The organism is Streptomyces sp. NPDC088817 (genome assembly GCF_044750345.1).
Classification (GTDB): domain Bacteria; phylum Actinomycetota; class Actinomycetes; order Streptomycetales; family Streptomycetaceae; genus Streptomyces.
The window spans coordinates 285,830-312,409 of the sequence record NZ_JBIVJN010000003.1; the positions used below are offsets into that span (position 1 = coordinate 285,830).

General features: G+C 72.5%; 28 protein-coding genes. 13 read left to right on the plus strand and 15 right to left on the minus strand.

From position 1 onward, the window contains the following. The first annotated feature begins 101 nt into the window (after nt 1-101). Complete coding sequence (locus ACIP4X_RS07445; protein WP_358729009.1) at nt 102-329, plus strand: DUF3107 domain-containing protein; 228 nt, start codon at nt 102-104, stop codon at nt 327-329. Between the two features lie 202 nt (nt 330-531). After that, a complete protein-coding gene (locus tag ACIP4X_RS07450; protein ID WP_358729007.1) occupies nt 532-801 on the plus strand; it encodes a hypothetical protein in 270 nt (89 codons plus the stop codon). A gap of 43 nt (nt 802-844) precedes the next feature. Here ACIP4X_RS07450 and ACIP4X_RS07455 read toward each other — a convergent pair whose 3' ends face one another. Beyond that, on the minus strand, nt 845-1,591 hold the full coding sequence (locus tag ACIP4X_RS07455) for a ferritin-like domain-containing protein (protein ID WP_358729005.1): 747 nt from the start codon (nt 1,589-1,591) through the stop codon (nt 845-847). Between the two features lie 490 nt (nt 1,592-2,081). On the opposite strand from ACIP4X_RS07455, the gene ACIP4X_RS07460 reads away from it, so the two are divergent. Beyond that, complete coding sequence (locus ACIP4X_RS07460; RefSeq protein ID WP_401347144.1) at nt 2,082-4,637, plus strand: DEAD/DEAH box helicase; 2,556 nt, start codon at nt 2,082-2,084, stop codon at nt 4,635-4,637. 282 nt (nt 4,638-4,919) lie between these two features. Next, a complete protein-coding gene (locus tag ACIP4X_RS07465; protein WP_401347147.1) occupies nt 4,920-5,801 on the plus strand; it encodes an alpha/beta fold hydrolase in 882 nt (293 codons plus the stop codon). Here the strand turns inward: ACIP4X_RS07465 and ACIP4X_RS07470 are convergent. Further along, nucleotides 5,798-6,694 (minus strand): NYN domain-containing protein, encoded by an 897-nt coding sequence (locus ACIP4X_RS07470; RefSeq protein ID WP_358728999.1) that lies wholly within the window; start codon nt 6,692-6,694, stop codon nt 5,798-5,800. The genes ACIP4X_RS07465 and ACIP4X_RS07470 overlap by 4 nt on opposite strands. A 196-nt stretch (nt 6,695-6,890) precedes the next feature. Here ACIP4X_RS07470 and ACIP4X_RS07475 point away from each other — a divergent pair, with 196 nt between their 5' ends. Next, the gene (locus tag ACIP4X_RS07475; RefSeq protein ID WP_100568199.1) at nt 6,891-7,043 is read left to right on the plus strand and encodes a hypothetical protein; all 153 of its coding nucleotides are present in this window, start codon (nt 6,891-6,893) and stop codon (nt 7,041-7,043) included. Between the two features lie 73 nt (nt 7,044-7,116). On the opposite strand, the gene ACIP4X_RS07480 is transcribed toward ACIP4X_RS07475, so the two are convergent. The 3 genes from ACIP4X_RS07480 to ACIP4X_RS07490 all read right to left on the minus strand — a co-directional run bounded on the left by ACIP4X_RS07480 (nt 7,117) and on the right by ACIP4X_RS07490 (nt 9,426). Then, on the minus strand, nt 7,117-7,722 hold the full coding sequence (locus ACIP4X_RS07480) for a MarC family protein (RefSeq protein ID WP_358728998.1): 606 nt from the start codon (nt 7,720-7,722) through the stop codon (nt 7,117-7,119). Between the two features lie 52 nt (nt 7,723-7,774). Continuing rightward, a complete protein-coding gene (locus ACIP4X_RS07485) occupies nt 7,775-8,632 on the minus strand; it encodes a PHP domain-containing protein (protein WP_391456688.1) in 858 nt (285 codons plus the stop codon). 152 nt (nt 8,633-8,784) lie between these two features. Beyond that, nucleotides 8,785-9,426 carry a DUF6758 family protein gene (locus ACIP4X_RS07490; RefSeq protein WP_401347152.1) on the minus strand — a complete coding sequence of 214 codons (642 nt, stop codon included), beginning with the start codon at nt 9,424-9,426 and terminating at the stop codon, nt 8,785-8,787. Between the two features lie 149 nt (nt 9,427-9,575). Between ACIP4X_RS07490 and ACIP4X_RS07495 the strand changes: the two genes are divergently transcribed. After that, nucleotides 9,576-10,871 carry an MFS transporter gene (locus ACIP4X_RS07495; RefSeq protein WP_358728992.1) on the plus strand — a complete coding sequence of 432 codons (1,296 nt, stop codon included), beginning with the start codon at nt 9,576-9,578 and terminating at the stop codon, nt 10,869-10,871. Nucleotides 10,872-10,901: 30 nt separating this feature from the next. Here ACIP4X_RS07495 and ACIP4X_RS07500 read toward each other — a convergent pair whose 3' ends face one another. Further along, the gene (locus tag ACIP4X_RS07500) at nt 10,902-11,486 is read right to left on the minus strand and encodes a suppressor of fused domain protein (RefSeq protein ID WP_358728990.1); all 585 of its coding nucleotides are present in this window, start codon (nt 11,484-11,486) and stop codon (nt 10,902-10,904) included. A 487-nt stretch (nt 11,487-11,973) separates the two neighbouring features. Here ACIP4X_RS07500 and ACIP4X_RS07505 point away from each other — a divergent pair, with 487 nt between their 5' ends. Both ACIP4X_RS07505 and ACIP4X_RS07510 read left to right on the plus strand, forming a co-directional pair. After that, a complete protein-coding gene (locus tag ACIP4X_RS07505; RefSeq protein WP_358728988.1) occupies nt 11,974-13,089 on the plus strand; it encodes a magnesium and cobalt transport protein CorA in 1,116 nt (371 codons plus the stop codon). 22 nt (nt 13,090-13,111) lie between these two features. Beyond that, a complete protein-coding gene (locus tag ACIP4X_RS07510; protein ID WP_358728986.1) occupies nt 13,112-13,624 on the plus strand; it encodes a hypothetical protein in 513 nt (170 codons plus the stop codon). 21 nt (nt 13,625-13,645) lie between these two features. On the opposite strand, the gene ACIP4X_RS07515 is transcribed toward ACIP4X_RS07510, so the two are convergent. Then, entirely contained in the window at nt 13,646-14,392 is a 747-nt protein-coding gene (locus ACIP4X_RS07515) for a hypothetical protein (protein WP_358728984.1), read from the minus strand. Between the two features lie 220 nt (nt 14,393-14,612). Between ACIP4X_RS07515 and ACIP4X_RS07520 the strand changes: the two genes are divergently transcribed. The 3 genes from ACIP4X_RS07520 to ACIP4X_RS07530 are packed head-to-tail and all read left to right on the plus strand — an operon-like array spanning nt 14,613 to nt 17,660. Next, complete coding sequence (locus ACIP4X_RS07520; protein WP_358728982.1) at nt 14,613-15,896, plus strand: magnesium transporter MgtE N-terminal domain-containing protein; 1,284 nt, start codon at nt 14,613-14,615, stop codon at nt 15,894-15,896. Next, entirely contained in the window at nt 15,886-16,485 is a 600-nt protein-coding gene (locus ACIP4X_RS07525; protein ID WP_358728980.1) for a DUF1003 domain-containing protein, read from the plus strand. Before ACIP4X_RS07520 ends, ACIP4X_RS07525 begins: the two co-directional genes overlap by 11 nt. Nucleotides 16,486-16,526: 41 nt before the next feature. Then, the gene (locus tag ACIP4X_RS07530; RefSeq protein ID WP_358728978.1) at nt 16,527-17,660 is read left to right on the plus strand and encodes an Mrp/NBP35 family ATP-binding protein; all 1,134 of its coding nucleotides are present in this window, start codon (nt 16,527-16,529) and stop codon (nt 17,658-17,660) included. 105 nt (nt 17,661-17,765) lie between these two features. On the opposite strand, the gene ACIP4X_RS07535 is transcribed toward ACIP4X_RS07530, so the two are convergent. The 5 genes from ACIP4X_RS07535 to sigE form a co-directional block, all read right to left on the minus strand. Further along, nucleotides 17,766-18,437 carry a hypothetical protein gene (locus tag ACIP4X_RS07535; protein ID WP_358728976.1) on the minus strand — a complete coding sequence of 224 codons (672 nt, stop codon included), beginning with the start codon at nt 18,435-18,437 and terminating at the stop codon, nt 17,766-17,768. Between the two features lie 205 nt (nt 18,438-18,642). Next, nucleotides 18,643-19,110: a sec-independent translocase gene (locus tag ACIP4X_RS07540; RefSeq protein WP_358728974.1), complete on the minus strand. Its 468-nt coding sequence runs from the start codon at nt 19,108-19,110 to the stop codon at nt 18,643-18,645. Between the two features lie 177 nt (nt 19,111-19,287). Further along, the gene (locus tag ACIP4X_RS07545) at nt 19,288-21,405 is read right to left on the minus strand and encodes a trypsin-like peptidase domain-containing protein (RefSeq protein WP_401347159.1); all 2,118 of its coding nucleotides are present in this window, start codon (nt 21,403-21,405) and stop codon (nt 19,288-19,290) included. 111 nt (nt 21,406-21,516) lie between these two features. Next, nucleotides 21,517-22,470, minus strand: coding sequence for a zf-HC2 domain-containing protein (locus ACIP4X_RS07550; protein WP_391456679.1), 954 nt, complete (start codon nt 22,468-22,470; stop codon nt 21,517-21,519). After that, a complete protein-coding gene (gene sigE / locus ACIP4X_RS07555) occupies nt 22,467-23,240 on the minus strand; it encodes an RNA polymerase sigma factor SigE (protein ID WP_358728968.1) in 774 nt (257 codons plus the stop codon). Before sigE ends, ACIP4X_RS07550 begins: the two co-directional genes overlap by 4 nt. 51 nt (nt 23,241-23,291) lie before the next feature. On the opposite strand from sigE, the gene ACIP4X_RS07560 reads away from it, so the two are divergent. Next, nucleotides 23,292-24,113: an O-methyltransferase gene (locus tag ACIP4X_RS07560; RefSeq protein WP_358728966.1), complete on the plus strand. Its 822-nt coding sequence runs from the start codon at nt 23,292-23,294 to the stop codon at nt 24,111-24,113. 99 nt (nt 24,114-24,212) lie between these two features. Here the strand turns inward: ACIP4X_RS07560 and ACIP4X_RS07565 are convergent, their stop codons facing one another. Then, nucleotides 24,213-24,380 (minus strand): DUF3117 domain-containing protein, encoded by a 168-nt coding sequence (locus ACIP4X_RS07565; RefSeq protein WP_003966491.1) that lies wholly within the window; start codon nt 24,378-24,380, stop codon nt 24,213-24,215. A 401-nt stretch (nt 24,381-24,781) separates the two neighbouring features. Here ACIP4X_RS07565 and ACIP4X_RS07570 point away from each other — a divergent pair, with 401 nt between their 5' ends. Continuing rightward, on the plus strand, nt 24,782-25,585 hold the full coding sequence (locus ACIP4X_RS07570) for an enoyl-CoA hydratase-related protein (RefSeq protein ID WP_358728964.1): 804 nt from the start codon (nt 24,782-24,784) through the stop codon (nt 25,583-25,585). A 37-nt stretch (nt 25,586-25,622) separates the two neighbouring features. Here ACIP4X_RS07570 and ACIP4X_RS07575 read toward each other — a convergent pair whose 3' ends face one another. Together ACIP4X_RS07575 and ACIP4X_RS07580 are read right to left on the minus strand one after the other, a co-directional pair. Next, entirely contained in the window at nt 25,623-26,222 is a 600-nt protein-coding gene (locus tag ACIP4X_RS07575) for a DNA-3-methyladenine glycosylase I (protein WP_358728962.1), read from the minus strand. After that, a complete protein-coding gene (locus tag ACIP4X_RS07580; RefSeq protein ID WP_391456675.1) occupies nt 26,219-26,575 on the minus strand; it encodes a DivIVA domain-containing protein in 357 nt (118 codons plus the stop codon). The genes ACIP4X_RS07575 and ACIP4X_RS07580 overlap by 4 nt, the downstream gene beginning before the upstream one ends. Between the last annotated feature and the right edge of the window lie 5 nt (nt 26,576-26,580).

Sequence of the window (26,580 nt, forward strand, 5' to 3'; positions counted from 1 at the left end):
GCGTTCCCGGGCGGAGCGTGTTCGTCGCCTCACCGGGCTAATGTGTGCTGGTACGGCGCGGAAAGGTCGCGCACTTCACTGACCGTCGGAGGGACATAGCCGTGGAGGTCAAGATCGGCGTGCAGCACGCGCCCCGCGAGATCGTTCTGGAGAGCGGTCAGAGTGCCGAGGAGGTCGAGCGGGCGGTGTCCGAGGCGCTGGCCGGGAAGTCGCAGCTGCTGACCCTCGTCGACGAGCACGGGCGCAAGGTGCTGATCCCGGCCGACCGGCTCGCGTACGTCGAGCTCGGTGAGCCGGCGCCGCGCAAGGTGGGCTTCGGCGCGCTGTAGTCGTCGCGTCGCCGGACGACGTGAGGGGGCCCCGCGGTGGAGAGCCGCGGGGCCCCTTCGCGTTCCCCGTCACGGCCCGACTCACGGGGCGACTTCACGGGTGGCGCACAATCCGCGCACAGGGAGGGTTGCATTCCGCAGGTCAGGGGTAAGACCGGCTACGACCGCCCGGCACCGGCCGATCGTGTGGGAGGGAACCATCATGTTCTTGGAAGCGCTCGGCTCCGCGTTGATCGGTCTGCTGCTCGGCTGGACCGCGTTCCACCGCCTGTCCCACCGGCTGCCGTCGCGTCTCCTGGTCCGGTGGACCGGTGTCGCGGGGGGCCTGTTCGGTGCCTTCGTCACCCACAGCGCGCTGGGCTCCGGCAGCCTGCTGCCGACCCTGCTCGGCGCGGTGGTCGTCTCCGCCGCCTCGCTGTCCCTGCTGGTGCGCCCCGCGGGAAGACTGCGCCGGCGGTCGGCGCCGGCCTGATCCGGCGCCGCCGGCGGCGCACCCCCTGAAACCGCCTCCAGGCCTACGCGGCCAGGCCCAGCGCGGCCATCCGCTTGGTGTGCGCCTCGGTGATCCGGGAGAACATCCTGCCGACCTCGGCGAGGTCGAAGCCGTCCGCGACGCCGCCGACGAGCATCGTGGACAGCGCGTCCCGGTCGGCCACGACCCGCTGGGACTGCGACAGGGCCTCGCCCATCAGCCGCCGCGCCCACAGCGCGAGCCGGCCGCCCACGCGGGGGTCCGCGTCGATCGCCGCGCGCACCTTCTCCACCGCGAACTCGGCGTGCCCGGTGTCGTCCAGGACGGCCAGGACCAGCTCACGCGTGTCGGTGTCCAGGCGGACGGCGACCTCCCGGTAGAAGTCGCTGGCGATCGAGTCGCCGACGTAGGCCTTGACGAGCCCTTCCAGCCAGTCCGAGGGCGCCGTCTGCCGGTGGAAGCCGTCGAGCGCGGCGACGAAGGGTTCCATCGCGAGCGTCGGCTCCTCGCCGATCCCGGTGAGCCGGTCGCGCAGCCGCTCGAAGTGGTGGAACTCGGCCGACGCCATCTTCGCCAGCTCGGCCTTGTCCGCGAGGGTGGGCGCCAGCTTGGCGTCCTCCGCGAGCCGTTCGAACGCCGCGAGCTCTCCATACGCGAGGGCGCCGAGCAGGTCCACGACCGCGGCGCGGTACTGCGGGTCGGCGGCGGCCGTCGCCCACTCCTGGGCGGCGATGCCGGTGGGCTCGGCGGGCACGTCGGAGGCGTTGTCAGACTTGTCAGAGCTCGTCATGAAGCGCACAATAGCCCGCTCTCCGCGCCTGCGAAGGACCTGCTCAACCAGTGTGACGACGACTACGTGACCGAATCGGCCATCACGTGTGCGCGTTTCCGGGGTATGGTGGTAATGCGCCTGCTGAGTACGCCGTCGTGTTTCGGCGTATGTCGACAGGCCGCACGCATGAGGATGCCCGGTCGGTGGCCCGATCGGCTCCGACCCGACAGCCCTCCCTGACCGTACGGCACTGTGCGTACGACGATCGGAGGGACCTCCAAGCGGTTCGAGCGCTAGAGCGTCGGCTGTGGTCCCGTGCCACACGGCCCGCCCGCGTGGGCGGCCGACGTCCCCGGCACGGTCAGACACGACCCCCGCGCTCGCCTCGCACCGCGCACACAGAAGAGGCAGCACCCTGACTACGACGTTCCGAGAACTCGGGATCCTCCCCGAGACCGCCGAGGCCCTGGAAGCCGTCGGCATCATCACTCCCTTCCCCATCCAGGAGATGACACTCCCCGTGGCCCTCACGGGCACGGACGTCATCGGCCAGGCCAAGACCGGCACCGGCAAGACGCTCGGCTTCGGCCTTCCGCTCCTCGAGCGCGTCACCGTCCCCGCCGACGTCGAGGCGGGCCGCGCGCGGCCCGAGGACCTCACCGACGCCCCGCAGGCGCTCGTCGTCGTCCCCACGCGCGAGCTGTGCGTGCAGGTGACCAACGACCTGCTGACCGCGGGCAAGGTGCGCAACGTGCGCGTCACCGCGATCTACGGCGGCCGGGCGTACGAGCCCCAGGTGGAGGCCCTGAAGAAGGGCGTCGACGTGGTCGTCGGCACCCCGGGCCGCCTGCTCGACCTGGCCGGCCAGAAGAAGCTGAACCTGAAGCACGTCAAGAGCCTGGTGCTCGACGAGGCCGACGAGATGCTCGACCTGGGCTTCCTGCCCGACGTCGAGAAGATCATCGACATGCTGCCGACCAGGCGGCAGACCATGCTGTTCTCGGCCACCATGCCGGGCGCGGTCATCGGCCTGGCCCGCCGCTACATGTCACGGCCGACGCACATCCGCGCCACCGCGCCGGACGACGAGGGCGCGACGGTCGCGAACATCAAGCAGTTCGTGTTCCGGGCACACTCGCTCGACAAGCCGGAGATGGTCGCCCGCATCCTCCAGGCCGACGGCCGCGGACTGGCGATGATCTTCTGCCGCACGAAGCGCACGGCCGCCGACATCGCCGAGCAGCTCCAGCGCCGCGGCTTCGCCTCCGGCTCGGTCCACGGCGACCTCGGGCAGGGCGCCCGCGAGCAGGCGCTTCGCGCCTTCCGCAACGGCAAGGTCGACGTGCTCGTCTGCACCGACGTCGCCGCGCGCGGCATCGACGTCGAAGGCGTCACGCACGTCATCAACTACCAGTCGCCCGAGGACGAGAAAACGTACCTGCACCGCATCGGCCGTACGGGCCGCGCGGGCGCGAAGGGTACGGCGATCACGCTGGTCGACTGGGACGACATCCCGCGCTGGCAGCTGATCAACAAGTCGCTGGAGCTGGACTTCAACGACCCCGTCGAGACGTACTCCTCCTCGCCGCACCTCTTCACCGAGCTGGGCATCCCCGAGGGCACCAAGGGCGTCCTGCCGCGCTCGGAGCGCACCCGCGCCGGGCTGGAGGCGGAGGAGCTGGAGGACCTCGGCGAGACCGGTGGCCGCGGTGCGCGCGGTCGCGGTGGCCGGGGCGGCCGGAACGAGGGACGTCCGGCGGACCGTGAGCGCTCCGCGGACCGTGAGCGCCCGGCGCGTACGCCGCGTCGCCGGCGCCGCACCCGTGGCGGGGCGCCGCTGGACTCGTCCGCGGTCGCGCCGGCCGCCGGTACGTCGGCCGATGCCGCGCCCGTCGAGGGCACGGTCACGGACGAGGCGTCCGGCACGCGCACGCCGCGCCGTCGCCGCCGCCTGCGCGGCGGTGCGCCCTCGCAGCCGGTGACGGCCGCCGAGGCGACGGCACCGGCAGAGCCGCTGGAGGCCGTCGAGCCCGCGGAGTCCGCGGTGGCGACGGCCGAGGGCCCCGCCCTCGACGCCGACGAGGCGCCCGCGAAGCCGCGTCGCCGCCGTACCCGCAAGTCGGCGGAGCAGGCGGTCACGGCCGAGGCCGGGACCGAGGTCGCCCCGGAACCGGCGGCTCCGGCCGAGCCCACCGCCGAGGCGGTCCTGGACACGGCCGAGTCCCCCGCGGAGCCCGAGGCCAAGCCGCGCCGCCGCACCCGCAAGGCGGCGACCGCACCCGAGGCCGCGGCGGACACCGCCGAGGGGACCGTCGACGAGGCGGAGACCAAGCCGCGTCGCCGTACCCGCAAGGCCGCGACCACCGCGCCGGAAGCCGCGCTGGACGCCGCCGAGGGCGCTGTGGACGAGGCTGAGACCAAGCCCCGTCGCCGTACCCGCAAGGCCGCGGCCGCCACCGTCACCGCGGACGCGCCGGAAGCCGCCGTGGACACCGCGGAGGCCAAGCCGCGCCGTACCCGCAAGGCCGCCGCGGCGGTCGCCGCGGAGATCCCGGCGCAGGTGGCCGACGGTCCGGACAGCGCCGCCGAGGCGGCGGTCGACGCCGCCGAGGGCGCGGAGGCCAAGCCGCGCCGCCGCACCCGCAAGGCGGCGGCCGCGACCGAGGCCGCGGCGGACACCACCGGCGAGGCGGAGAGCAAGCCGCGCCGCCGGACCCGCAAGACCGCCGAGACGGCCGAAGCGCTCGTCGCCGACGAGGCCACGGCAGCCAAGCCCCGCCGCACCCGCAAGGCCACGGCCAGCGCGGACGCGCCGGAGGCCGCCGAGGCCAAGCCGCGCCGCACCCGGAAGACGGCAGCGGCGACGGCGGAGGCCGACGAGGTGGAGGTCACGCCCCGTCGCCGCACCCGCAAGGCCGTCGAGGCCGTCGCGGAGGCCGTCGAGGCGTCCGCCGAGCCGAAGCCGCGCCGTACGCGCAAGACGGCGGCCGCCAAGGCGGCGGTGGACACCGCCGAGATCCCGGCACAGACCACCGCCACCACGGCGGAGCCCACGGACGCCTGACCCGGCACACCCGTACACCCCTGCGGCCCGGCCCACCCCAAGTGGAACCGGGCCGCAGGCGTACCCGGCACGCCCCGCCCGCCGGTTCAACCTGCGGCCCCACCGCACCGTGCCCGCAGGACGACGGCGGACACCGCCGAAATCCGGGCGCGGGCCACCACCAGGAGCGCCACCACAGCGGACCCCACACGGACGCCTGACCCGGCACGTCCCTGCATCCGCGCTTCACTCGAACTGCCGTCCCCGTGCCCCCGAAGGTGTCGTGACCGATAGCCTCGGCGCATGAGCAGGCCTCCTTCGTTCGTTCCGCCGCCGGGGGCGCGTGCCTACCGGCTGCGTACCGCGCGCGGCGAGTTCGCCGTGGTCGACATGGCCGTGGCGGCCGGTGCCGAGCCGCGGGGCACCGCGCTGCTGCTGCCGGGGTTCACCGGGAGCAAGGAGGACTTCAACCCGCTGCACGAGCCGCTCGCGGCGCGCGGGTACCGCACCGTGGCCGTGGACGGACGCGGGCAGTTCGAGTCGGACGGACCGGTGGACGACGAGTCCCCGTACGCGCAGGAAGAACTCGCGCGGGACGTCCTCGCGCAGGCGGAGGCGCTCGGCACGCCGGTGCATCTGCTGGGGCACTCGCTCGGCGGGCAGATCGGCCGCGCGGCCGTGCTCCTCGACCACTCCCCCTTCGTCTCGGTCACCCTGATGGCCTCAGGGCCGGCGCAGATCTCCGCCTCCCAGCAGCAGCGCGTGAAACTGCTGCGGGACGCGCTCGGCGTGATGTCGATGGCCGAGGTGTGGGAGGTCATGCAGGCGACGGAACCGCCCGAGAGCACCGGCGCCGGACTCGACGCGGGCCTCGCCGACCGCGCGGACCTGCGCCACCGCTGGCTGGGCCACAAGCCCGCCCAACTCCTCGCAACGGGACGGCAGTTGTGCACCGAGCCGGACCGTGTCGCCGAACTCGCCGCCCGGCCGCTGCCATTCCACGTGCTCTCCGGCGCGCGGGACGACACCTGGCCCGTACCCCTCCTGGACGACATGGCCCGGCGACTGGGCGCCCTGCGCACGGTCGTCGAGGGGGCCGAGCACTCCCCCAACTGCGACCAGCCGCTCGCCACCGCCCACGCCCTCGCGGCCTTCTGGGACAGCGCCACCGGGGCGGCCGGCTAGAACTGCGCCTGGATGTGCTCCCAGAAGCCGTCGCGCAACGAGCGTCGCAGGTCGGCCTGGCCGCGCAGGGAGTACTGGAGGATGCCCTCGGCCTCGACGAGCAGGTCCTGGTCCACCGAGCCGGGCAGATACGGATGGCCGGGCAGCAGTTCCGCCACGGATTCACGGCCGCGCTCCGCGAGCCACTTGGCGGCGATCTGCGCGCCCACGAAGCGGACGTTCTCGCGGGTCGGGCGGGCCGTCTGGGCGGGGTCGTAGGTGGGCGCGGTGCGCCGGGAGACGTACGGCTTGAAGAACTCCAGGTCGAGGGTGCGCTGGCTGTCGACCTCCCAGAGCAGCGGCTCGGCCTGGTTGCGGGCGTCGGGGGCCTCGACGCCCCACAGGTGCACCCGGGCGCCGTAGCCCTGGGCGGCCTCCACCGCCGAGACCAGGTCCTCGTCGCCGCCGAGCAGCGCCGCGTCGCTGATGGCGCGGTGCCGGGCCAGTGACTCCAGGTCCGTGCGGATGAGGGAGTCGACGCCCTTCTGCTGGTTGTTGGCGTTGAGGTTGCCCAGGCGGACCTTGACGTCCGGCAGTTCGGCGATCGACTGCTGCTCCGCGGTGTGGATGCGGCGGCGGGCGCCGTCGTACCAGTAGACGCGCAGCAGCCGGCTGTCGGCGAAGACGGTACGCGCCCGGTCGATGAGCGCGTCGATCAGCCCCTCGGCGTCCAGGTCGAAGGCGCGGCGGTCCTCCGTCCCGGTCACCAGTCGCCCCGCCGCCGCGTAGAGGTACCCGGCGTCCACGAAGATCGCATGGGTCGAGGGCGTCTTCGCCACCTCGGCGAGCATGCGTTGCAGCAACTCGTTGGTGCGGTCGATGCGGGCGCACAGCGCCCCGAGGTCACCGTTCATCGCCCTCCATTGTCCCGGCGGTCACGCAGTGAACACAACCGGTCCCAGTCGGTCAATTGAAGCTGCCTTACCGGTCACTGATTAGACACTCGAAAAATTTCTTTAGCGTAGGGAATGTTTGCACGGTGCAGTCCGTTGTACCCGAGTGAAGCCAAGTAGTTCTCCGCAGGAGGATGACCAGACGAAGGGAGAGGCAATGCGCTTCGAAATCATGCGACTCGACGAGGTCGACGGCACGCCCGTGGACTGCACCGTCGTGGACGCCGCCTCCGTCAACCGGATCGTTCAGCAGGCCGCCGCTGTGGGTCAGCGGCTGTGGATCCGCCCGGCCGAGACCACGGCCTCATAACAGGAACGGATCACCGCAGAAGCTTCGAAGCCCCCGTACGGCCGCCGTACGGGGGCTTCGCGCATGCGCGCGGTCACGCGCCCCGGATCACCTGCGTGACCCCGTTGATGATCTGCTGCACGGCGATCGCGGAGAGCATCATGCCCGCGAGCCGCGTCACCAGAACCACGCCGCCGTCCTTGATGACCCGGATGATCAGCAGCGAGTAGCGCATGACCAGCCACAGCACCACGTGGATGGCGAGGATCGCCGACCACACCGAGATCTGGCCCGCCACGCCGCCGGCCTTCTCCACGGCGAGGATGACGGACACGATCGCGCCGGGACCGGCGAGGAGCGGCATGCCGAGCGGGACCAGCGCGACGTTGACGTCCTTGGTCTGCTTGGGTTCGTCCGTCTTGCCGGTGAGCAGGTCGAGCGCGATCAGGAGCAGGAGCAGTCCGCCGGCGATCATCAGCGCCGGGATGGACACGTGCAGGTAGCCCAGGATCTGGTTGCCGAGCACACCGAAGACGGCTATGACCCCGCCGGCCACGCAGACGGCCTGGAAGGCCATCCGCTTCTGCGTCTTGGCGGGTCGTCCGGCGGTCAGCGCGAGGAAGATCGGGGTGATCCCGGGGGGATCCATGATGACAAAAAGGGTGAGGAACAGGGAGCCGAAAACGGCAGCGTCGAACATCGGTGAGAGGCCTTGCGGAAGAGAAGTGATGTGAGGGCGGGTGAGGCGGGCCTCAGACCCCGCCGGCCCCCGGCACCGGGAACGCCCCGGTGGCCCGCCGCGTGATCTCCCCGTACACGTCGGGATGCGTCGTGAACTCACCGAGCGAGACGGTCTTGCGGCTGCCGTGGTAGTCGCTGGAGCCGGTCGTGAGCAGCCCCAGTTCGCCGGCCAGGCCGCGCAGCCGTGCCCGGGTGTCGGGGTCGTGGTCCATGTGGTCGACCTCGATGCCGTCCAGGCCGGCCGCGGCCATCTCCGCGATACGGGACTCCGGCACCGTACGGCCGCGCTTGACCGCCGCCGGGTGGGCGAAGACGCACACCCCGCCCGCGCCCTTGACCAGCCGGATCGCCTCGAAGGGGTCCGTCTCGTGCTTCGCGACCCAGGCACGGCCGCCGTCGGCCAGCCACTCCTGGGTGAAGGCGTCGCTCACCGTGGGCACGAGGCCGAGCTCGACCAGCGCCGTGGCGATGTGCGGCCGCCCGACCGAGCCGTCGCCCGCGATCCGCGCGACCTGCTCCCAGGTGACCGGCACGCCCAGCGCGTTCAGCTTGGCGATCATGGCCTTGGCCCGGGGGACCCGGTCGTCGCGGACCAGCTCGCGTTCGGCGAGCAGCGCGCGTTCCGCGGGGTCGAAGAGGTAGGCCAGCAGATGCATGCTGATGCCGTCGACCCGGCAGGAGAGCTCGGCGCCGGTGATCAGGGTGAGTCCCTCGGGGAGCGCGGCGATCGCCTCGGCATGCCCGCGGGTGGTGTCGTGGTCGGTCAGGGCGACGACGTCCAGGCCCGCCGCGGCGGCGTTGCGCACCAGCTCGGCCGGGGTGTCCGTGCCGTCGGAAGCGCTGGAGTGGGTGTGCAGGTCGATGCGCACGACACGGACTCCAGGCTCTGGCGGGACGGAAGGGGACACCTCAGGATAACGGGCCCCGACGGGTGCCCTGTCACACCCGCGACCACCGAGCGCCCCCTACGGCTCGCGCTCCCCGCGGAGCCCCGCGCGGCCCACGGCGCCCCGCGCACGCCCTATGGATGCAGCAGTCGCGGCGACAGCGCCCCGCACGGGACGAGTTCGAGTTCGGCGCCCGCGTCCCGCAGGTCGGCCAGCACCAGTTCGTCGTACATCAGCAGCCCGGACTGCTCGGGCCACACCACCGCCCACAGCCACAGCCCGAGCGCCTCGCCGGCGAACACGGCCCGGTCGTCGGGGGCGCCGGAGACGTGCCACAGCGGGGTGGGGCGGCCGCCGGCCAGGAGCTTGGCGTCGGGTGGCTTCTCCACGTCCAGGTAGGTGCCGGGGTCAGGGCCGTCAATGCCGGCGTAACGCGCGCCGAGGCCGACGCCGAGTTCCTCGGCGACCAGGATGAGTTCACCCATGCCGCCGAGCGGCCCGGGCCCCGAACAGGCCACCGCGGTGGCGCGGCCGCCGCTGCGCTCGTCCCCGGCGTAGGTCACGCCGGTGAACAGCCAGCCGACGGGTAGCGGCCACGGCATCCACACCGGCACCTGGGTCCGCTGCACCACGACACCGAGGGCTTCGACGCTGGGCGGGATCACGGGCTGCAGCGGATACACGGTCCCGTGCACATCGCACTGCCAGGAATCGCTGAAGAGTCCGGGAGCCCTGACCCGGCCACCGCACTTCGGGCAACTGGGTTCGCCCCTCATAGGGCCCCACGGTCCTACCCCGGCAGCGCCACGTCAAGGACGATCACCCGTCCGGCCCGGACGCCCGGCCACGACCAACTAGATGCATGTTGCATCAATTAGGGTGGCTAACTTATTATGTGTAAACAGCAACGATCGGAGGAGACGGCATGCACAGCAGTACAGGGGCTCCCGCGGAGGGCGCCGACCCGTTCGACGCGGGCGCGGGAAGCATCCTGCGGCAGCCCAGGGCGGTCTGGGCGACGGCCGGCGCGTCCGTCGTCGCCTTCATGGGCATCGGGCTCGTCGACCCGATCCTGCCCTCCATCGCCAAGGGCCTGAACGCCACCGCGAGCCAGGTCTCCCTGCTCTTCACCTCGTACTTCCTGATCACCGCCGTCGCGATGCTGGTGACCGGCTTCGTCTCCAGCCGTATCGGCGGCCGCAAGACCCTGCTGCTCGGCCTCGCCCTCGTGGTGGTCTTCGCCGGACTCTCCGGCACCTCGGGCTCCGTCGCCCAGCTGGTCGGCTTCCGGGCCGGCTGGGGCCTCGGCAACGCGCTCTTCGTCTCGACCGCCCTCGCGGTCATCGTCGGCGCGGCGGCCGGCGGAAGCGCGGCGGCGATCCTGCTCTACGAGTCGGCGCTCGGCCTCGGCATGGCCTGCGGCCCGCTGGTCGGCGCGCTGCTCGGCAACGCGAGCTGGCGCTATCCGTTCTTCGGCACCGCGTTCCTGATGGCCGTCGGCTTCCTGTGCATCACGGCGTTCCTGAAGGAGCAGCCGAGGCCCACCCGCAAGACCTCCCTGCTGGACCCGGTCAAGGCGCTCGGCCACGGCGGTCTCGCCTCGGCGGCGGTCTCGGCGTTCTTCTACAACTACACGTTCTTCACGGTGCTGGCCTTCACGCCGTTCGTGCTGAACATGACCCCGTACAAGTCGGGTGCGGTGTTCTTCGCCTGGGGTGTGCTGCTCGCGCTGTTCTCGGTCGTGGTGGCGCCGCGCATGCAGGCGCGGTTCGGCTCGCTGAAGGTGCTCGGTGGCTCACTGGTGCTGCTGGCCGCCGACGTCGTCGCGCTCGGCTACGGCGACCACACCACCGCCGTCGTCTGCACCATCCTGTCGGGCGCGTTCATCGGCGTGAACAACACCGTCTACACCGAGCTGGCCCTCGGGGTGTCCGACGCCCCCCGTCCGGTGGCGAGCGCGGGCTACAACTTCGTGCGCTGGTTCGCCGCGGCCGCCGCGCCCTTCCTCGCGCCGAAGATCGCGGAGTGGACCGACCTCCACGTGCCGTTCGTGGTCGCGGGGGCGACCGCGGTGGTGGGCGCGCTGGTGGTCGCCGTCCGGCGCCGGGCCCTCACCCTCCCCCGAGCTCTCGACTCCGCTCGAGCAGGGGGGACCCCCACGGCGGAGGAACTGCAGCAACGGCACGCCACCGGGGACAGCGTCACGGTCTTTGCCAACTGACGTGGGCCGACGGCCTGTTGGTGAGCTTGCTCACTCCAGCGGGACGGAACCGCGGGCGGGGTCCCGCAGGTCCGTCCCGTGGTTCAGCCACCGCTCCCGCAGGGCCTGAGCGCCGTGCACCCGCTTCCAGGCGGCCTCGTTCGGGGTCATCGGCAGCAGCGGCAGGAACCGTACGGGGTCCCGCGGCCCGTCGAGTTCCAGGTCCTCCACCAGGCCGCCCGGCTCGGCCACCAGGACCGAGGTGAAGGGCGCGCCCGGCCACAGCGGCTCGCCCACGTCGAGCGAGGCACCGGGCGCCACCACCACGCCCTCGACCTGCGGGGACGCCCCCAGCACGGCGAGCGGGCGGAGCACCTTGTCGGTGTCGGCGAGGCCGGCGCGGACGGAGAGGACCAGCTCGGCGCGCGGCCCCTCGACCGGGTCGGCGACCAGCGCGGTGGGGTCGGTCATGGGCCGGGCGGACATGCCGAGGGTGGCGTACCGGACGACGTCCCCCTCGCGGAAGCGCAGCACCTCGAGCCGGTCCGTGCCGAGGAAGGTGACCGCGGCGCGGGCGTCCGGATCGCCCAGCGCGGAACGCAACCGGGCCTCGACCAGAGGGAGAACGTCAGCCATGCGGCGAGCATAGAACTCGTCAGCGGCAGGCAAAGCGGCGCCTTGACACACCGGGCTGCTGATACTCTTGGCCGGTCGTCCGGGGCAGCGCGCAGCTTGACGCCCCCCAGGTTCTCAGCCCTGGGGAGGTCGCGATCCGGCCCCGACGCCGATGGGACTCCCTTACGAGGGACCGGCCGGAGGAGGTGAGGCTGTCATGGATCGAAGTCGACCGTGCAGTAGCACCCGCTCTTCCCGCCGCTGATGTCGTCGCTCTGACTCCGGTCGGTCGCCGCCTCTCGCGTTCGTGCCCTCGCGCACGTCATACGGAAGAGCACTTCGTTTCGTTTTGATCTGTCTGATCTGTCAGTGACGAAGCTCGCCACCGCGACGGTGCGGTGCTCCCCGCTTTGTGGACGTGCCAAACATCCCTGAGGCCACCACGTCCTCATTCCGGGCAGTTCCAACCGCCCTCGGCCGCTCGTCGCTCGCTGCGAAGGAGCCCGCCATGTCGATGATCCGCGACCTGCGTTCCGTGGTCCGCACCTCCCGTCCGGCCACGCGCCGGGACGACGGGGCGTACGACACCACGCGCGACCCGGCGACCCCGTCGGCCATCGTGGACTGCGCCGTCTACCGCGACGGCTCCCGGGTTCCGACCGACCACCCGCTCACCCCTCCGGAGGCGATGCGCCAGGTGCGGCGCGACGGGGGCTTCGTGTGGATCGGCCTGCACGAGCCGAACGAAGCCGAGTTCGCCGGTATCGCCGGGGAGTTCGGGCTGCACCCGCTGGCCGTGGAGGACGCGGTCACGGCCCACCAGCGGCCCAAGCTGGAGCGCTACGACGACACGCTCTTCACGGTCTTCAAGACCATCCACTACGTCGACCACGACGAGCTCACCGCCAACAGCGAGATCGTGGAGACCGGCGAGGTGATGTGCTTCACCGGCCGGGACTTCTTCATCACCGTCCGGCACGGCGGCCAGGGCTCGCTGCGCGCGCTGCGGCACCGCCTGCAGGACGACCCCGAGCTGCTGGCCAAGGGCCCCTCCGCGGTGCTGCACGCCATCGCGGACCACGTCGTCGACGGGTACATGGCGGTCGCGGACGCGCTGCAGGAGGACGTCGACGAGGTCGAGACGGAGGTGTTCTCGCCGGGCCGTGGCGGCACCCCGCGCGGCACCGACGCCGGCCGGATCTACCAACTCAAGCGCGAGGTACTGGCGTTCAAGCGGGCGGTGTCACCGCTGCTGCGGCCCATGCAGCTGCTGAGCGAGCGTCCGATGCGGCTGATCGACCCGGACATCCAGAAGTACTTCCGGGACGTGGCCGACCACGTGGCCCGCGTGCAGGAGCAGGTCGTCGGCTTCGACGAGCTGCTCAACTCCATCCTCCAGGCCAATCTGGCGCAGGCCTCCGTCGCGCAGAACGAGGACATGCGGAAGATCACGGCCTGGGCCGCGATCATCGCCGTGCCGACGATGGTCTGCGGGGTGTACGGCATGAACTTCAAGTACATGCCCGAGCTGCACCTGAAGTACGGCTATCCGCTGATCCTGGGCCTCACGGCCGTGATCTGCCTCGGCATCCACCGCACGCTCAAGCGCAACGGCTGGCTGTGAGCGGGCTCGTTACTCTTCTGCCATGAACACCGAGCTGCTCGACCAGGCCCTCGTCGAGGAGGCCACCAAGAAGTCCGGCCTCGTCTGGGTCAAGGGCCCCGGCGTCCCGGCCCGCGCCCTGTGGCACGTCTGGCACGAGGGCGCGGCGTGCGTGGTGGGCGACGGGCCCGGCGAGCAGCCGCTGCCCGGGCTGGCCGACGGGGCCGACGCCGAGGTGACGGTCCGCAGCAAGGACAAGGGCGGCCGCCTGGTCACCTGGGCCGCGCGGGTCGTCGAGGTCGCGCCGGACTCCCCGCGGTGGCAGGAGGCGGTGGCCGAGCTGAAGGGGAAGCGCCTCAACGCGCCCGACGGCGAGGCCATGACGGCGCGCTGGGCCCGCGAGTGCCGGGTGCTGCGCCTTGAGCCCACCGGGACGACCGCGCCGCTGCCGGAGGGCCGGCTGGCCGAGGCACCGCTGCCCACACCGGCGACGACCCGCCGGCCGGCCCCGGCCGGACTGCCGCGGCTGCTGATGAGGCGGAAGCGGCGGACGTAGCCCCTCCCCGGGGAGCAGGAGTCAGGACGTCGGGAGCTGCCTGCCGTAGTCGACCGTCTCGCCCTTCCCAGGCTGGGCCAGGGCGAAGTCCTTGCCCCAGTCCGAGAAGCTCAGCGTTCCCGCGTCGCCCGCGCGCACCAGGCGCAGCGGGTAGGGGGTGCCCTCCAGGGAGACGTCCAGGGTGCCGCCGGATCCCTTGCCGCCGGTGATGCGGATCGTGCGGACGCCCGCCTGCTCGTGGTGCCCGTCGGTCGCCAGCGTGCCGTGCAGCGTCAGCAGCCCGTCGAGGAGGAGGTCCTTGTCCGTGAAGCCGCTGAACCGCTTGTACGAGGGATCGCCCTGTGGCACCTTCACATACTTGCCGTCCAGCTTGTCGGCGGCCCCGGTGGCCTTGCCGCTGCCGTCGACCTGGCCCCAGAACCCGGCGTCCGCCTTCAGATAGAGCTGTTCCCCGATCCGCAGCAGCCCGAAGGTCGCCCCCTGCGAGCTGACCGAGCCGGTGCCGCCCTCGTCCTTCAGACGCATGTCGAGCCGGTATGTACGGCCGTTGCTCACTACGTTCCCGGACAGGTGCACGGTGTCCGCGGTGGCGGCCGCCGCCCTCGTCCTCGCCTGGATCTTGTCGGCAGGCAGTTTGCCCACCCCGTTGGTGCCCGCGTCCGGATCGTCCCCGGAACACCCCGTCAGGCCCGCGCCCGCGACGACCAGGGCACACAGCGCGCTCGTCAGTGCGGTCCGGCGGGTACGGCCCTGGGGAATCACGGTCACAGGTGGAGCTGCCTTTCCGGCGGGTGTCCTCAAGCGGCGTACGGCAGCGTACCGGGGTCGCGCACGCCCGGCGGAACCGGCTCGTCCGGACCCTCACCAGGGCGTATCCGAGGTGGACGGGCTAGCCTGAAGCGCACCTGAGCGGGCATTTGGGAAAAGAAACCCAGCACACACGACACGCACCACGCGCACCACGCAGCCACGCAAAGGAGGGGCAGCCATGGCAGCGGGCGCCCCCCGCATCTTCGTCTCGCACCTCTCCGGAGTCGCCGTCTTCGACCCGGCGGGCGACCAGGTCGGACGCGTACGCGATCTGGTCGTCGTGCTGCGCGTCGCGCGCCGGCCGCCCCGTCTGCTCGGGCTGGTCGTCGAACTCTCCACCCGGCGGCGCATCTTCCTGCCCATGACCCGGGTGACCGGCATCGAGTCCGGCCAGGTCATCACCACGGGCGTGCTCAACGTCCGCCGCTTCGAGCAGCGGCCCACCGAACGCCTCGTCTTCGGCGAGCTGCTGGACCGGCGGGTGACGCTCGTGGAGACCGGCGAGGAGGTCACGGTCCTGGACATGTCGGTACAGCAGCTGCCCGCGCGCCGGGACTGGGAGGTCGACCGCGTCTTCGTCCGCAAGGGCAGGAAGGGCGGCGCGTTCCGGCGCAACCGGGGAGAGGCCCTGACCGTGGAGTGGTCCGCGGTCACCGGCTTCTCGCTGGAGGAGCAGGGGCAGGGCGCGGAGAGCCTGCTCGCCACCTTCGAGCAGCTGCGCCCCGCCGACCTGGCCAACGTGCTGCACCACCTGTCCGCCAAGCGGCGCGCGGAGGTCGCCGCCGCGCTGGACGACGACCGGCTCGCCGACGTCCTGGAGGAGCTCCCGGAGGACGACCAGATCGAGATCCTCGGCAAGCTGAAGGGCGAGCGCGCGGCCGACGTGCTGGAGGCGATGGACCCGGACGACGCCGCCGACCTGCTCGCCGAGCTGCCGGCGGAGGAGCAGGAGCGGCTGCTGGCGCTGATGGAACCCGCCGACGCGGCCGACATGCGCCGGCTGATGTCGTACGAGGAGCACACGGCGGGCGGTCTGATGACGACCGAGCCGATCATCCTGCGCCCGGACGCGACCGTCGCCGACGCCCTGGCCCGGGTCCGCAGCCGCGACCTGTCCCCCGCGCTGGCCGCCCAGGTCTACGTCTGCCGCCCGCCCGACGAGACCCCGACCGGGAAGTACCTGGGCACGGTGCACTTCCAGCGGCTGCTGCGCGACCCGCCCTACACCCTCGTCGGCTCGATCCTCGACGACGATCTGCAGCCTCTCCCGCCCGACGCGACGCTGCCGGTGGTCGCCGGGTTCTTCGCGACCTACGACATGGTGGCGGCGCCCGTCGTCGACGAGGCCGGAGCGCTGCTCGGCGCGGTCACCGTGGACGACGTCCTGGACCACATGCTGCCGGACGACTGGCGGGAGACGGAGTACGACCTGGACGAGGGGGCGGCCACGCATGGCGGCTGAGCGAGAGAGCACCCGCGAACGGCTCCCGGTGGGGGCCACCGCAGCCGGGCGGCCCCGGTCCGGCCGGCTGGACCAGCCGCGCCCGCCCCGGCGCCGGCTGCTGCCGGAGTGGGACCCGGACGCCTTCGGGCGGCTGTCCGAGCGCATCGCGCGGTTCCTGGGCACCGGTCGGTTCATCGTCTGGATGACGGTGGTGATCGTCGTGTGGGTGCTGTGGAACGTGGTCGCGCCCCGGCATCTGCGGTTCGACGAGTACCCGTTCATCTTCCTGACCCTGGCCCTGTCCCTCCAGGCGTCCTACGCCGCCCCGCTGATCCTGCTGGCGCAGAACCGGCAGGACGACCGGGACCGGGTCAACCTCGAACAGGACCGCAAGCAGAACGAGCGGTCGATCGCCGACACCGAGTACCTGACCCGTGAGATCGCCGCGCTGCGCATGGGCCTGGGCGAGGTGGCCACCCGCGACTGGATGCGCTCGGAGCTCCAGGACCTGGTCAAGGAGGTGGAGGAGCGCACCGTCGACGGGCACCGCCGGCGCGGGGTATTCCCGGCGGATCACCCGCACGCGGGTGACATGGGCGACCACTGACGGGGTCCCGGCGGCCGCACGGGGCGCCGTACCATCGTCCTATGGCTACGGAAGACGCGGTGCGCGCAGCTCTGGCGACGGTTGACGATCCCGAGATCCACCGGCCCATCACCGAGCTCGGCATGGTCAAATCGGTGGAGATCGGTGCGGACGGAGCGGTCGCGGTCACCGTCTATCTGACGGTCTCCGGCTGCCCGATGCGCGAGACGATCACCCAACGGGTGACCGACGCCGTGTCCCGCGTCGAGGGTGTCACCCGGGTCGACGTCACGCTCGACGTGATGAGCGACGAGCAGCGCCGTGAGCTGGCGACCGCGCTGCGCGGCGGCCAGGCCGAGCGCGAGGTCCCCTTCGCCAAGCCCGGCAGCCTCACCCGCGTCTACGCCGTCGCCTCCGGCAAGGGCGGCGTCGGCAAGTCCTCGGTGACGGTGAACCTGGCGGCCGCATTGGCGGCCGACGGCCTGAAGGTGGGCGTGGTCGACGCCGACATCTACGGGCACAGCGTGCCGCGGATGCTGGGCGTGGACGGCCGCCCGACCCAGGTCGAGAACATGATCATGCCGCCGTCGGCGAACGGTGTGAAGGTCATCTCCATCGGCATGTTCACCCCGGGCAACGCGCCGGTCGTCTGGCGCGGCCCGATGCTGCACCGCGCGCTCCAGCAGTTCCTGGCGGACGTGTACTGGGGCGACCTGGACGTGCTCCTCCTTGACCTGCCGCCCGGCACCGGCGACATCGCGATCTCCGTGGCCCAGCTGGTGCCCAACGCCGAGATCCTGGTGGTGACGACGCCTCAGCAGGCGGCGGCCGAGGTGGCCGAGCGTGCGGGCTCCATCGCCGTCCAGACCCACCAGAAGATCGTCGGCGTGGTCGAGAACATGTCCGGCCTGCCCTGCCCGCACTGCGACGAGATGGTCGACGTGTTCGGCACGGGCGGCGGCCGGGTGGTCGCCGAGGGACTGACCCGCACCACGGGCGCCACGGTCCCGGTGCTCGGCTCCATCCCGATCGACGTCCGCCTGCGCGAGGGCGGCGACGAGGGCAAGCCGGTCGTGCTGACCGACCCGGACTCCCCCGCGGGCTCGGCCCTGCGGGAGATCGCCGACAAGCTCGCCGGCCGTCAGCGGGGCCTCGCGGGGCTGTCGCTGGGGATCACCCCGAAGAACAAGTTCTAGGCCGTACGGGGCCCTCCGCGGCCCGTACCGCCCGTACGGCGGAGGGGCGCCGTCCCTCGTGGACGGCGCCCCTTCGTGTCGCTGTCGGCCCTGCGCCGCGAGGCGTCAGGCGTACGCGCCGATGTCCTTGATCACGGCGAAACCGAGTCCGTACGCGCTCATGCCCCTGCCGTACGCCCCCAGGTGGACCCCCTGGGAGGTCGAACCGGCGAGCACCCAGCCGAACTCCGACTCCCGGTAGTGGAACGGCGTCGGGACGCCGTCCACGGGCAGCGAGAGCATCGACCACGCCGGTCCTGACAGGTCGTCGGCCAGCTCCCACGCGGTCTCCGTCTGCTGCTCCAGCCAGTCGTCCCGCAGGGTGTGGTCCACCTGCCCGGGCCAGGTGAAGGAGAGCAGGCCCACCGCGGCCAGCCAGGCCGCCGAGGAGACCGAGGTGGCCTCCAGCTGGCCCGTGCCGTCGGCGAGACGCCGTTCGGGGTGGGCGGCGACGGTGACGACGACCGCGAACCTCTCCTTGGGCTCGTCCGGCGACCCGGACACGAACTCGTTGCGTACGGACGGCTCGTCACCGTGCCCGGTCGAACCGTGTTCCACGGCGCCGTCGGCCGAGGTCCCGACCTGCATCAGCCAGCGCGGCCCTGTGAAGGCCTCGTCGAGGCCGTACCAGGGAAAGGGCGCCAGCAGGTAGCCGTCGGCCGTACGCCGGGCGAAGGGGGACTGTTGGCCACCCTCCGCGGCAGACGCCTGCGCGCCTGCCCGACTTGTCGTCTCCATGTGCCGGACGCCTCCTCGCTCTCGTCGGACCGGGGCGGCCCGCCCCCCTTCGGGCGTACTCGTCCGGTCCGCACAACAACTCGGCAGCATATCCATCCCGCTTCGGGCAGCCGGGAAACCGCTCGGCGCGTGGGGCGTGGGTACAGCCGTTTCACGCCGCGCACGGGTCGCGGGGGGCGTGAAACGCGTCACACGGGAAGGCGGGTCAGGTGGCGTCGGCGTCGAAGGGCGGACGCTCGTCCTGGCCGGCGCTCTCGGGCTTCTTGGTCATGTCGATCCGGCCACCGGACGCACCCGAGGAGCCAGCGGGGCCTGCGGAGGAGGACCCGGTGGACGCGGCGGAGTCGTACTCGTTGCCGTTGACCGCGTCCGTGATCTCGGCCATCTCCTTCTTCAGGTCGAAGCCGTTGCGGATCTCCTTCAGCCCCAGTTCGTCGTTCTCCAGCTGCTTGCGGATGAACGTCTTGGGGTTGAGGTCCTCGAACTCGAAGTCCTTGAACTCCGGACCGAGTTCGCTGCGGATGTCCTGCTTGGCGCTCTCCGAGAACTCCCGGATCTTCCGGATCGTGCGCGTGACGTCCTGGATGACCTTCGGGAGCTTTTCGGGACCGAACACGAGCACCGCCACGATGATGATCGTCAGCAGCTCGAGCGGTCCTACGTCATTGAACACCTGAAGCTCCTTGCGATGTCCTCGGTCCTCGGCCCTCGCGTGGTCCGGTCTGTGTGCGGCTGTCCGTGGTCCGGGCCGGATCCACGGTACCCGTCCCATGTACCGGACCGGTACCGTCCCGGGCCCTCGGACTGCGTGTACACGACGATCTTTTCGGCTCGTTCCGCACGTTTTGTGTCAATTGCTGTCCGAGGATCCGAGAACCAGGGACACCTTCCGTGCCTTTCCGCCGCGTTCGACGGTCAGCTCCAGGCGGTCGCCGGGGCGGTGGGCGCGGGTCTTGACGATCAGCTCCTCGCCCGAGTGGACGCGCTGGCCGTCCACCGCGGTGATGACGTCCCCGGCCCTGATGCCCGCCTTGGCTCCGGGGCCGCCGGGGGTGACCGGGGAGCCGCCGTCCCGGCCCTTGGCGCCGACCCTGGCGCCGTCGCCGGGGTAGTTCATGTCCAGGGTCACCCCGATCACGGGGTGGCTGGCCTTGCCGTGGTTGATCAGCTCTTCGGCGACGCGCCTGGCCTGGTTGACGGGGATGGCGAAGCCCAGGCCGATGGAGCCGGCCTGTCCGGTCTGCAGGTCGGAGCCGGTGTCCGCGGAGCGGATCGCGGAGTTGATGCCGACGACCCGGCCCCGGGCGTCGAGGAGGGGGCCGCCGGAGTTGCCGGGGTTGATCGGGGCGTCGGTCTGGAGGGCGTCGACATAGGACACGTCGCTGCCGTCGCCCTTCTCGCCGCCGGCCGTGATGGGCCGCTCCTTGGCGCTGATGATGCCGGAGGTGACGGTGTTGGCGAGGTCGAAGGGCGCGCCGATGGCCACGACCGGGTCGCCCACCTGCACGTTGTCGGAGTTGCCGAGGGGAATGGGGGTCAGGCCGCGCACGCCGCGGACCTGGACGACGGCGAGGTCGTAGCCGGAGTCCCGGCCGACGATCCTGGCCTTGGCGGTCTGGCCGCCGCTGAAGGTCACCGATATGTCGCCGCCGGAGGCGGCGTTCTCGACGACGTGGTTGTTGGTGAGGACGTGGCCGAGGCCGTCGAGCACGAACCCGGTGCCGGTGCCCTCCTGGCCGGAGCCGCTGACGTGCAGCGTCACCACGCTGGGCAGGGCGCGGGCGGCGATCCCTGCGACGCTGTCCGGGGCGCGCCCGGCGGGCTCCTTCCCTGCCTGCGGCAGCTCCACGGTGCCGAGGCCGCCGTTGCGCTCGATGTACGCCCCGGCCAGCCCGCCGAGCGCGCCGGACACCAGGGCGAGCACGACGGCCCCGCCGACGAGGGCCCGCGTGACCCGCCGGTGCCGCTGCTCGGCACTGACCGCACCGCCCCCGCTCTGCTGCAACGGCACACCACCCCAGGGGTCGTAACGCCCCCAGGGCCCCCCGGAGCCCCCGGCACCGGGGTGAACCCCGCCGTCGCCGGAGGCGGGCACGCCGTGCCCGTCACCCATGGCCTGAGCGGGCACGCCATGCCCCGGGTCGCCCCGGAGCGGCACCCCCGCCGGCACGGCGTCCCGAGGGGCCGCCCACTGCGCTGCGGCACCGGCCAGCGCCTGCGGCGGCGAGGGCGCGCCGGACGGCATGGGCGCCGAACCGTACGACTGGGCGTCCGGGGCGAGCGAACCCTGGGACGGGTCGGCCGCCGCCTGCGGCGACAACGCGGGCGGCGCCGGAGGCGCGGGCACCGGGGCACCCGGCTGGACCCCCACGGGCGGCGGGCCGTACGGCGCGGGCGAGTCGTGGGGTGCGGTGGCCGGGGTTGCGGAGGAGTGCGCGGGGGGTGCCGTCGGGTGCTGGAACGGTGGGGCGGGTGCCCAGGGGCCCGGCTCGCCGTACGGAGGGGTGCTGTAGGGGTCGGGGTCGTGCAGGGGGCTCGGACGCTCGCCGGGGCCGCCGGAGGCGTCGACGGGCCCGGAGGGGCCCTCCACCGGCCGGTCGGCGCCCGTGTCGGTGGAGACGGGCGCCGGGACACCGGGACCGGCCGGAGTCGCCGACGCGGCGGGTGCGGCCGGCTCGGCGGGCACCGTCGCCGCCGGCGGCGCGTCCGCCGACCCCAGGTGGGTGTCCTCCGCCCCCGCGAGCGGCGGACGGGGCTCAGCGAGTTCGAAGTCGTCTGAAGCCGGGAGCGGGCGTTCCAGCTCGTAGTCGCCGTCCCCGGCGGCAGGTCCGGGCGCGCCCGGGCCCTGGGCTGAGGCCTCACCCACTGTCACGCCGTCCGGCGCCGTGCCCTCCGGCCGGGTGTCCGGAGGGGCTGAGCGGCTCCACCACTTCGGGCGGGCGGACTTCGTGGGCTTGCCCTCGTTCATGTTCTCCCCACAGCGGGACGCGGCACGGCGTCGACTCCGCGCCCCGACCGGTGTCATGGGCGCGACCACCGTGGATTCAACCAGGTTCCCGAACCGCCGCGCAGGGACCGGTCAGCGCGCGGTACGGGAGGAGGCGGAGGGAGAGGGCGCGCTGAGCAGGCCCGGGGCCGTGTAGCCCGGGTCGCCGGACCACGAGGTGAGGGAGATCGGCGGGGCCGTGGTGAGCGGACGTATCAGCGGGGACATCACGGCCGCTCCGGCGACCACCGGAGTGGTCAGCGGATGCATCACGTCCTGCGCCTGCCCGCCCGGCGGCACGGCCCCCGGCAGCAGCGGCGCGGCCGGCGGCGTCGAGGCCGCCTGCGCCGAGTCCGACGACCGCTGCCCCTGTGCCGACTGCGGCGCGGCCGACTGGCGGCGCCGCGCGGTGTCGGAGCCCGATGCCGTCCCCGTGCCCGCCGTGCGCGCCGGAGTCACGTTGCTGCCGGCCCCGGAGCCGCCGCGCGCCTCCGTGGCGGTGTCACCCGCCGAACCGGTGCTCACCCCGCCCAGGGCGAGGGCCGCCAGCGACACCGCCCCGGCGGCGACGAACGCGAACCGCAGCCCGCGCGAGGCGGACCGCTCGCTGTCCGCACGGCCCACGGGGTGGATCCGGAAGCCGCGGTCCTCCGCGGGGTCGGCGGGATGTGGCCGAGCCGGCACATAGCCGAACTCGAACTGCTCGCCGCGGTTCACCCCGAACACTCCGGAGCTGGAGGACAACCCTCCGGGCAGCCCTCCCCCGCCCAGCGGTGAACCGCCACCGCCGCCGGTACCGCCCCCGGGAAGGCCCTGAAGGCGGGCCAGGAAGCTCTCGGAAGGGGGCGGCGGGGCCGCCTGGGCGAAGACGTTCTTCAGACGGCGCTGCGCGTCGACCTCCGCCTTGCACTTCGGGCAGGTGGCCACGTGCGCCAGGACACGCTCACGCATGTCGTGACCGAGCTCGCCGTCCACCAGGGCGGCGAGCCGGTCTCCCAGATGCTGTTCCGCGAGACGCCCCGCGGGGTCCGGTCGTGATCCACTCACGCGGGCGCGCCCCCTCCTCCCAGCGCGGGGACCGTGGCCACGAAGCCGCGGCGCCCCGCCCGGGCCTGCGGCGAACGGTGCGCGAGGGCCTTGCGCAGCTGCGAACGGCCGCGGTGGATGCGGGAGCGCACGGTGCCGAGCTTGACGCCCAGGGTCGCGGCGATCTCCTCGTACGACAGTCCTTCGATGTCGCACAGGACGACGGCGGCACGGAACTCGGGCGCGAGGGTGTCCAGGGCCTGCTGGACGTCCGCGTCGAAGTGCGCGTCGTTGAAGAGCTGCTGCGGGGTGGGCTCCTTGCTGGCCAGCCGCTCGGCCGCGTCGTCGCCGAGGGCGTCGAAGCGGATGCGCTGCTTGCGGCGGACCATGTCCAGGAAGAGGTTCGTGGTGATGCGGTGCAGCCAGCCCTCGAACGTGCCCGGCGTGTAGGTCGACAGGGAGCGGAAGACGCGGACGAAGACCTCCTGGGTGAGGTCCTCGGCGTCGTGCTGGTTGCCGGTGAGGCGGTAGGCCAGGCGGTAGACGCGGCCGCTGTGCGTGCTGACGATCTCCTCCCAGGTGGGCGGAGTCCACGCCTGCCCGTCCGCGTCGGTCGAGAAGGTCGCGGTCTGGGCGGATTCGGTGGCGTGGCTCACGTCGGCAGCGGTGTTGGTCACGGATTTCGGCCTGCCCGCCGATCCGAGAAAGCGCCGTAGCACTCCTCCCCGATCCACAGGCGCAGCCGCACCTCCCCTGTCGGCTCTGGTGGTGTCCAGTGGAGCCCCTACCATAGCCACCTCGCCCGTTAGCTCCGGATAAGCAGTTTTACGAGAATTTGACACGTGCTGGTCCGGCTGATGCGGCTGCGTCAGCACTTGCTCGGTGTCCCGATCCATCCCATACCCCCCGTCCGCACCGCCGTCGCGCATGGTGTCGCTTCCTCACCCCTTCAAACGACCGGTCCCATCTGCGGGTTCCCGGCCCCAGCGGATACAGTCACGCCCAGGCAACCACGGGGACAGGAGAGGGTCATTACCGGCAACCGGCAGACGAGCTGGGCGTTCGCCGACGCCTATGTCGCCGAGGACGACGCGCTGCGCTGGGCCCGCGAGCGGGCCCGTGACGCGGGGCTGCGCTCGGTGTCGCCCGGCGCGGGCGCCGCGCTGCGGTTGCTGGCCGCCACCGTGGACGCGAAGGCGGTCGCGGAGATCGGCACCGGCACCGGGGTCTCCGGGATCCACCTGCTGCACGGCATGCGCCCCGACGGGGTGCTGACCACCGTGGATCCCGAGCCGGAGCACCAGCAGTTCGCCCGCCAGGCCTTCCGCGCCGCCGGTTTCGCCGGCAACCGGGCCCGCTTCATCCCCGGCCGTGCCTTGGACGTGCTGCCCCGCCTCGCGGACGCCGGATACGACCTCGTGTTCTGCGACGGCGACCGGCTGGAGTTCCCCGAGTACCTCGCTGAATCGTTGCGCCTGCTGAGACCGGGAGGCCTCGTCGCCTTCGAGGGTGTCTTCGCGCACGGGCGGACGGTGGACTCGGGACCGCAGCCGACGGAGGTGGTGCGGCTGCGGGAACTGCTGCGCGCGGTGCGCGAGAGCCCCGATCTGACGCCGTCGCTGCTGCCGGTGGGCGACGGACTGCTGTGCGCCGTCAAGCGCTGAGCGCCCCCGTCACCCGCGCGTCGCACACCCCTGGAAAGACAGCGACCCCGACACCGCGTACGATGCCGGGGCAACTGAAAGGGTATGGTCGCTTGCGCGTCAGCCGACGACCTTCTTGAGGGCGTCGCCGAGCGCGTCGGCCTCGTCAGGGGTCAACTCGACGACGAGCCGACCGCCGCCTTCGAGCGGAACGCGCATGACGATGCCCCGCCCCTCCTTGGTCACCTCGAGCGGGCCATCACCCGTCCGCGGCTTCATGGCCGCCATGCTCGTTCCCCTTCCTGAAACCCAGCTCATCGTCAAAGCCGCCGGCCCACCAAAAGGGCACGCGCACGGTCCCTGCCCAGAACGGCACAGGACACGCGACACCGGCATCGAACACATTGCTTCCAAGCCATTATCCCGCATCCCAGGACCCGATGACCAACATCAGTTGGCATCGCTTGGGCAACGCGCGCGAGCAAAACCACTCAATTCGGCGATGTGGCTGCGATACTGCGCTCCCGCTGCTCCGCCCGCCGACCGCGGACGCGCCGGAATTCTTTGACGCAGGTCACATGCCGGCTCCGCGCCCCGCCCGGTGATCTCCGTCATGCTGTCCTCGGACCACGACGGACCACGACGTACCGACCGGTACGTGGACGAGGCGACACCGGAGGGGATGCCCCATGGCCGACACCGTGCTCTACGAGGTGAGCGACGGGCTCGCGACGATCACGCTGAACCGCCCCGAGGCGATGAACGCGCTGAACGTCGACGCCAAGGTCGCCCTGCGGGACGCGGCCCGGGAGGCCGCGGACGACGACGCCGTGCGGGCGGTGCTGCTGACCGCCGCCGGCGACCGGGCGTTCTGCGTGGGCCAGGACCTCAAGGAGCACATCGGGCTGCTGGCCGCCGACCGGGAGTCCGGGTCCGGGCAGACCATGAGCACCGTGCGGGAGCACTACAACCCGATCGTGCGGGCGCTGGCGGGGGCGCGGAAGCCGGTGGTCGCCGCGGTGAACGGGGTCGCCGCCGGGGCGGGCTTCGGCTTCGCGCTCGCCGCGGACTACCGGATCGTGGCGGACACGGCGTCCTTCAACACCTCGTTCGTGGGCGTCGCGCTCACCGGGGACTCGGGGATCTCGTGGACGCTGCCGCGGGTGGTGGGACCGTCCCGCGCCACCGACCTGCTGCTCTTCCCGCGCCGTATCACCGCACAGGAGGCCCACGACCTGGGCATCGCCAACCGGGTCGTGCCGGCCGCCGAACTGCGGGCCGAGGCCGAGCGGACGGCGCGGGCGCTGGCCGAGGGGCCGACCCTGGCGTACGCGGCGCTGAAGGAGGCGGTGGCCCACGGGCTGACGCACTCCCTGGAGGAGACCCTCCTCAAGGAGGAGGAGCTCCAGACCAGGGCCGGGCAGTCCGAGGACCACGCGATCGCCGTGCGGGCGTTCGTGAACAAGGAGAAGCCGACCTATCTGGGCCGCTGACCGCGGCGCGGGTCGGTGCCGCCCCCGGCCGGACGGGTCAGGGGCGGCGCGCCACGCAGTCCGCGAGATGGTCGTCGACCAGGCCGCAGGCCTGCATCAGGGCGTACGCCGTCGTCGGGCCGACGAAGCGCAGACCGCGCTTCTTCAGGGCCTTCGACAGGGCCGTGGACTCGGGCGTGACCGCCGGGACGTCGGAAAGGGTCGTCGGTACCGGGCGGGTGGCGGGGTCGGGGGCGTGGGACCAGATGAAGGCGTCCAGCTCGCCCGGGGCCCAGTCGACGAGCACGCGCGCGTTGGCGATCGTCGCGTCGACCTTGGCGCGGTTGCGGATGATGCCCGGGTCGGCGAGCAGCCGCTCCCGGTCGTCGTCGGTGAAGTCCGCCACCGCCGCGATCTTGAAGTCGGCGAAGGCGGCGCGGAAGCCGGCGCGGCGGCGCAGGATGGTGATCCAGGACAGGCCGGACTGGAATGCCTCCAGGGAGAGCCTTTCGTAGAGCGCGTCGTCGCCGTGGACCGGGCGGCCCCACTCCTCGTCGTGGTAGGCCACGTACTCCGCCGCGGACAGCGCCCACGGGCAGCGCGGGGCGCCGTCCGGGCCCGCGATCGCGGCGCCCGGCGTCGGGGTGTCGTCCGTCACGGCTGGTCCTCCTGCTCGGGCTTGGTCAGGTGGACGTGGGCGGCCGCGGCCCGGGCGCCGGCCAGCGCGGACTCCAGGTCGGCGATCCGTGCGTCGCGCTCGGCGAGTTCGGCGCCGAGCCGGCTGAGGGCGTCGTCGACATCCGCCATGCGGTAGCCCCGTACGGTCATCGGGAAGCGGAGGGTCTCCACGTCCTCGCGGTCCACGGGGCGGTCCGGCGGCAGCGGGTCCAGGAGCCGCTCGGGCGCCGCCTCGGGCAGCGGCCCGGTTCCCTCGCCGCCGCCCACCACCGCCAGGGTCACCGCGGCGACCACGACGGCGAGCGCGACGACCAGGAAGAAGAACATAACCATCGCTC

What these genes read in the sequence shown, in the direction of transcription:
- ACIP4X_RS07460 (WP_401347144.1), top strand. Translation starts at nt 2,082, where the DNA reads ATGACACTCCCCGTGGCCCTCACGGGCACGGACGTCATCGGCCAGGCC.
- ACIP4X_RS07465 (WP_401347147.1), top strand. Translation starts at nt 4,920, where the DNA reads ATGAGCAGGCCTCCTTCGTTCGTTCCGCCGCCGGGGGCGCGTGCCTAC.
- ACIP4X_RS07570 (WP_358728964.1), top strand. Translation starts at nt 24,782, where the DNA reads ATGGCCGACACCGTGCTCTACGAGGTGAGCGACGGGCTCGCGACGATC.
- ACIP4X_RS07530 (WP_358728978.1), top strand. Translation starts at nt 16,527, where the DNA reads ATGGCTACGGAAGACGCGGTGCGCGCAGCTCTGGCGACGGTTGACGAT.
- ACIP4X_RS07520 (WP_358728982.1), top strand. Translation starts at nt 14,613, where the DNA reads ATGGCAGCGGGCGCCCCCCGCATCTTCGTCTCGCACCTCTCCGGAGTC.
- ACIP4X_RS07480 (WP_358728998.1), bottom strand. Translation starts at nt 7,722, where the DNA reads ATGTTCGACGCTGCCGTTTTCGGCTCCCTGTTCCTCACCCTTTTTGTC.
- ACIP4X_RS07545 (WP_401347159.1), bottom strand. Translation starts at nt 21,405, where the DNA reads ATGAACGAGGGCAAGCCCACGAAGTCCGCCCGCCCGAAGTGGTGGAGC.
- ACIP4X_RS07470 (WP_358728999.1), bottom strand. Translation starts at nt 6,694, where the DNA reads ATGAACGGTGACCTCGGGGCGCTGTGCGCCCGCATCGACCGCACCAAC.
- ACIP4X_RS07500 (WP_358728990.1), bottom strand. Translation starts at nt 11,486, where the DNA reads ATGGCTGACGTTCTCCCTCTGGTCGAGGCCCGGTTGCGTTCCGCGCTG.
- sigE (WP_358728968.1), bottom strand. Translation starts at nt 23,240, where the DNA reads ATGGTAGGGGCTCCACTGGACACCACCAGAGCCGACAGGGGAGGTGCG.
- ACIP4X_RS07455 (WP_358729005.1), bottom strand. Translation starts at nt 1,591, where the DNA reads ATGACGAGCTCTGACAAGTCTGACAACGCCTCCGACGTGCCCGCCGAG.
- ACIP4X_RS07505 (WP_358728988.1), top strand. Translation starts at nt 11,974, where the DNA reads ATGTCGATGATCCGCGACCTGCGTTCCGTGGTCCGCACCTCCCGTCCG.
- ACIP4X_RS07450 (WP_358729007.1), top strand. Translation starts at nt 532, where the DNA reads ATGTTCTTGGAAGCGCTCGGCTCCGCGTTGATCGGTCTGCTGCTCGGC.
- ACIP4X_RS07580 (WP_391456675.1), bottom strand. Translation starts at nt 26,575, where the DNA reads ATGGTTATGTTCTTCTTCCTGGTCGTCGCGCTCGCCGTCGTGGTCGCC.
- ACIP4X_RS07565 (WP_003966491.1), bottom strand. Translation starts at nt 24,380, where the DNA reads ATGGCGGCCATGAAGCCGCGGACGGGTGATGGCCCGCTCGAGGTGACC.
- ACIP4X_RS07525 (WP_358728980.1), top strand. Translation starts at nt 15,886, where the DNA reads ATGGCGGCTGAGCGAGAGAGCACCCGCGAACGGCTCCCGGTGGGGGCC.
- ACIP4X_RS07490 (WP_401347152.1), bottom strand. Translation starts at nt 9,426, where the DNA reads ATGAGGGGCGAACCCAGTTGCCCGAAGTGCGGTGGCCGGGTCAGGGCT.
- ACIP4X_RS07475 (WP_100568199.1), top strand. Translation starts at nt 6,891, where the DNA reads ATGCGCTTCGAAATCATGCGACTCGACGAGGTCGACGGCACGCCCGTG.
- ACIP4X_RS07495 (WP_358728992.1), top strand. Translation starts at nt 9,576, where the DNA reads ATGCACAGCAGTACAGGGGCTCCCGCGGAGGGCGCCGACCCGTTCGAC.
- ACIP4X_RS07510 (WP_358728986.1), top strand. Translation starts at nt 13,112, where the DNA reads ATGAACACCGAGCTGCTCGACCAGGCCCTCGTCGAGGAGGCCACCAAG.
- ACIP4X_RS07535 (WP_358728976.1), bottom strand. Translation starts at nt 18,437, where the DNA reads ATGGAGACGACAAGTCGGGCAGGCGCGCAGGCGTCTGCCGCGGAGGGT.